General features: G+C 65.1%; 3 protein-coding genes and 1 pseudogene. 3 read left to right on the top strand and 1 reads right to left on the bottom strand.

Annotated elements, in window-relative coordinates; all coding sequences use genetic code 11:
* Positions 1-576, bottom strand: a pseudogene (locus tag ACT6Y9_RS09050) (biotin--[acetyl-CoA-carboxylase] ligase); the annotation flags it as partial.
* Between the two features lie 846 nt (positions 577-1,422).
* Between ACT6Y9_RS09050 and ACT6Y9_RS09045 the strand changes: the two are divergent.
* The 3 genes from ACT6Y9_RS09045 to ACT6Y9_RS09035 all read left to right on the top strand — a co-directional run bounded on the left by ACT6Y9_RS09045 (position 1,423) and on the right by ACT6Y9_RS09035 (position 4,257).
* Positions 1,423-2,478 (top strand): ABC transporter substrate-binding protein, encoded by a 1,056-nt coding sequence (locus ACT6Y9_RS09045; RefSeq protein ID WP_295479077.1) that lies wholly within the window; start codon positions 1,423-1,425, stop codon positions 2,476-2,478.
* A 104-nt stretch (positions 2,479-2,582) separates the two neighbouring features.
* A complete protein-coding gene (locus ACT6Y9_RS09040) occupies positions 2,583-3,395 on the top strand; it encodes an ABC transporter ATP-binding protein (RefSeq protein ID WP_443744289.1) in 813 nt (270 codons plus the stop codon).
* Between the two features lie 136 nt (positions 3,396-3,531).
* Entirely contained in the window at positions 3,532-4,257 is a 726-nt protein-coding gene (locus tag ACT6Y9_RS09035) for an ABC transporter permease (RefSeq protein WP_443744290.1), read from the top strand.
* Positions 4,258-4,311: the final 54 nt, after the last annotated feature.

The raw sequence follows: 4,311 nt of genomic DNA, 5'->3' as shown, positions 1-4,311 counted from the left end.
GTCGAGAAGAAGCGCGGCCGGGTCTTCGGCCGCGATCCTGCGCACGATCCGGTTCCAGAGGACGAAGGAGTCGGCTTCGCGCGCTGCGGGAGCGGACTCCGTCGGGTCCGCGTCGGCAAGCCGTCCCGGAGGAAGGGCCGCCCCTTCGCGGAGCGTCTCGACCGGCGGCGCCCAGTTGAGGTTGAGCCCTACGCCCGCGGTGAGCAGCCCCCCGCGCTCCTCGATCAGAATGCCGCCCGCCTTTGCGGGCCGGCCGCCCTGAAGCACGACGAGGTCGTTGGGCCACTTGAGCCGGACGAGGAACCCGAGGGCGTTGAGTTCATCGGCGATGAGGGCCGCGAGGGCCGCGGCCGACGCGGGCGAGGCCCAGACGCCTTTGGCGGGGAGTCGCACCGCGCCGTGCACGTTCCCCTCGCGGCTCTCCCAGGCGCGGCCGTACTGGCCGTGGCCGGCGGTCTGGCGGTCGGCGAAGACCGAGCCGAAGACGGGAAGCTCTCCCGCGGCGAAGCGTTCGCGCGCGGTGATGAGAACGGAATCCGCAGCGGCGAGCCGCAGAACGGGGACGGCGGTGGTCATGGCAGGTGCTCCGTGGAATGGGGGAGAAGACGCTTTCGAGCCTAACAGTCCGCAACCGCGCGGATTCGCCCGGAGCTCTGCTCCCGAGCGGAGTTTTCCGCATTAAATGCACGGAGTTTGTGCACTGCCGGGAGGAGATAGACGGTTGCTCCGATGGGAAGACTGCCTAGAGCGCGCGGGCAGAGGTTCCGCCGTGCGCGGTGCGCCCCTCGGAGCCGGCGCGGCTGCGGGAAAGTCTTCATTTTCCGCGGAAATTCTGATTCTGCAGATCTGATTTTCCGTTAAAACGATGAAGAAATGTTTGCAACCTGATGATGCTTATGGAAAGAAGCCACCAAAACTTTGTTGATTGCATGTGCGTGAAGAAGAATTTTCCCTTCTTTTGCACGAATCCACGGTCAACTAGGACGAAGTGCCTAGAAAATCGGGTTCCTCAAGCCGGGCGGCCCTTGCCGAACGACATGAAAAGGTGCAGTATTCACTGCACGGCGGGAGATTACGCCGAGTGAGTTTCCTTAAAACTCAAAGCAATTCATCAACGAAACTGGAGAAACTGCAATGTTTGGATGCACCTTGAACTGCACTCAGGCTCCCTGCGGGTGCACGGGTGCCGCGTGCGTCCTCTCCGGTTCCCGGTCGTTCCCCGGCGCCTGGCCGCTGCGACTTAGGGTGGAGGACCCGGATCCGGTGCGCTGAAGGCGCCGCCACCCCCGTCCTCCCTCAAGCAGCCCCCCAAGGGCGGCGCAAAGCTCAACGGAGCGCCCGCCCGTCTCTTTCGACGCCTCTGCCCAGGCCTATTCAAGGCCTCTTCAAGGCCTCTTCGCCCACTTTTCAGGAACGATCATCATGTTTACGTCCGACTTCTTCCACGCCATCACCCGCCGTCAGTTCCTCGCCGCCTGCACCATTGCGGCCGCGGGCGTCTCCACCGCCTTCCCGCGTTCGGTCTTTGCCGCCGAACCCGAGAAGAAGTCCGTGACGATCGCCGTGGGCGGGCAGTACCTCTACTACTACCTGCCGATGGCGCTCGCCGGATGGATGGGCTTCTACAAGGACGAAGGGCTCGACGTGAAGGTCGTGGACTTCCAGGGCGGCTCGAAGTCGCTCCAGGCGGTTGTGGGCGGCTCAGCCGACATCGTGTCGGGCGCCTTCGAGCACACGCTGATGATGCAGCCCAAGCGCCAGCGCATGACGGCCTTCGTGCTGCAGGACCGCGCGCCGCAGTGCGTCTTCGTGATGAACCGCGCCACGATGAAGGACGAGAAGAACCCGACGGCGCTCAAGGGCCGCCGCATCGGCGTCTCGGCGCCGGGCTCCTCGACCCACGTGATCGCGAACTTCGTGATGGGGCACGCCGGCGTGAAGCCCAATGAATTCTCCGTGATCGGCGTGGGCACCGGTGCGGGTGCGATCGCGGCGCTGCGCGCCGGGCAGATCGACGCCTTGGTCGGGCTCGATCCTGTGATCACGCAGTTGACCGACGAAAAGGAGATCACGATCGTCACCGACACGCGCCGCATCAACGAGTCCGACGCGCTCTACGGCGGCCCGATGGTGGGCGGGTGCCTCTATGCGCCCGAACGCTTCGTGAACGAAAACCCTGAAACGTGTCAGCGCATCACGAACGCCGTCGTGCGCGCGCTCAAGGTGATCGAAAAGGCCTCGCCCGAAACCCTGATGAAGTCCGTTCCCCGTGCGGCCTTCCTCGGCAACCCCGCCCTCTATGCGGAGTGCTTCGCCAACAACCGTCCTTCCATGTCCACCGACGGGCGCTTCCCCGCCGGCTGCGTCGAGGCCGCGGCCCACGCGCTCTCGTCGGTCAACCCCAAGCTCGCGGACTTCAAGTTCGACGCCTCCGCCTGCTTCACGAACCGCTTCACCGACGCCGTCAAGACGGCCTGATCATCCCGCCGGCCCCATCCGCCTTCGTCGCGCCCGACGACGCGCGCGGAGGCTTTGCCGCCCCTTTTTTTAAGACCCCGCGTCCCCTTTGAACCCGCTCCATCATGTCCTCCGAGACCGTCCCCGCCGTTGAATTCAGAAACATCGCCTGCCGCTTCCCCGTGCCGGGCGGCGTCTACACCGCCACCGAAGGCGTGAACTTCTCGATCGGCGACGGCGAGTTCGTGAGCGTCGTAGGCCCGACGGGCTGCGGCAAGTCCACGCTCCTCAACGCCGCCGCGGGGCTCCTGAAGCCCGCCGAAGGCGAGGTGCTCATCTACGGCGAGCCCCTCAAGGGCCTCAACCGGCGCGCGGGCTACATGTTCCAGGCCGAGAGCCTGATGCCCTGGGCGAGCGCGCTCGAGAACGTCACGATGAGCCTGAGGTTCCGCGGCGTCCCGGAGTACGAGGCGGCCGAGCGCGGCATGGACTGGCTCGCGCGCGTGGGGCTCGAGAAGTTCCCCGACCGCTATCCGCACGAACTCTCGGGCGGCATGAGAAAGCGCGTCGCCATGGCGCAGACGATGATCGCCGACCCGGACATCCTCCTGATGGACGAATCCTTCTCGGCGCTCGACATCCAGACGCGGCAGCTCATGGAGAACGAACTCCTCAACCTCTGGCAGGAAAAGAAGAAGGCGGTGCTCTTCATCACGCATGACCTCGACGAGGCGATCGCGCTCTCGGACCGCGTCGTCGTGATGTCCGCCGGTCCCGCCTCGCACCCGATCGGGAGCTTCCCGATCACGCTCCCGCGGCCGAGAAACGTCGCCGAAATCCGCATGCTCCCGGAATTCAACACCTGCCATGCGGCGATCTGGGAGGTGCTGCGCGGCGAGGTGCTGAAGTCCTACCGCGAGCACCGCGCACACGTCTGAGACGCGCCGCACCAATCCCTTTTTTTCCTCCCGAACCGAACAAGAGAACACGAAAATGCAGAGCCCGAAGAGCGCGATGACGATCCGCATCTGGCAGTGGGGGCTTCTTGCCGCCATCTTCATCTTCTGGTGGGCGATGACCAAGCCCGGCCTCGTCCCGACCTTCTTCTTCACGAACGACGACCAGGCGGCCTTCTTCTTCGGCGAGCCGCTCGAGATCTTCGCCCGCATCAAGGACTGGTTCGTCGAGGGCGAGATCTACCGGCACCTCGCCGTGACGCTCTATGAAACCGTGATGGCCTTCGTGATCGGCACCGCCGCGGGGCTCGCCACCGGCCTCTGGCTCGCACTCTCGCCCACGGCGGCGGCCGTCGCCGACCCCTTCATCAAGGGCCTCAACTCCATGCCCCGCGTGATCCTCGCGCCGATCTTCGCCGTTTGGTTCGGCCTTGGGCCCGCATCGAAGATCGCGCTCGGCTTCACGCTGGTCTTCTTCATCGTCTTCTTCAACGTCTACCAGGGCGTGCGCGAGGTGAACCCGACCGTCCTCAACTCGGTCCGCATGTTGGGCGCTTCTCCGAGGCAGCTCCTGCGCCACGTCTACCTGCCGTCGGCGACGAGTTGGGTTTTCTCGAGCCTTCACACCTCCGTCGGCATGGCCTTCGTCGCGGCGGTGATCGGCGAGTACCTCGGATCGGCCGAAGGCGTGGGGTACCTGATCCTGCAGGCCGAAACGACCTTCGACATGAACACCGTCATGGCGGGCATCCTCGTCCTCACGGTCTGCGCGCTCGTACTCGACCGGATCGTCACCGAGTGCGAGAAGCGCTTGATGAAGTGGCAGCCTCAGGGCGGTCGGTAGGCAGGGCTGACGCGTAGCAGGCTCTAATTGCTTGTTGTGCGCCAGCCCTAATTC

The organism is Sutterella sp., assembly GCF_052272535.1.
Classification (GTDB): Bacteria; Pseudomonadota; Gammaproteobacteria; order Burkholderiales; family Burkholderiaceae_F; genus Sutterella.
This window is presented reverse-complemented; position numbering and strand designations above follow the sequence as displayed.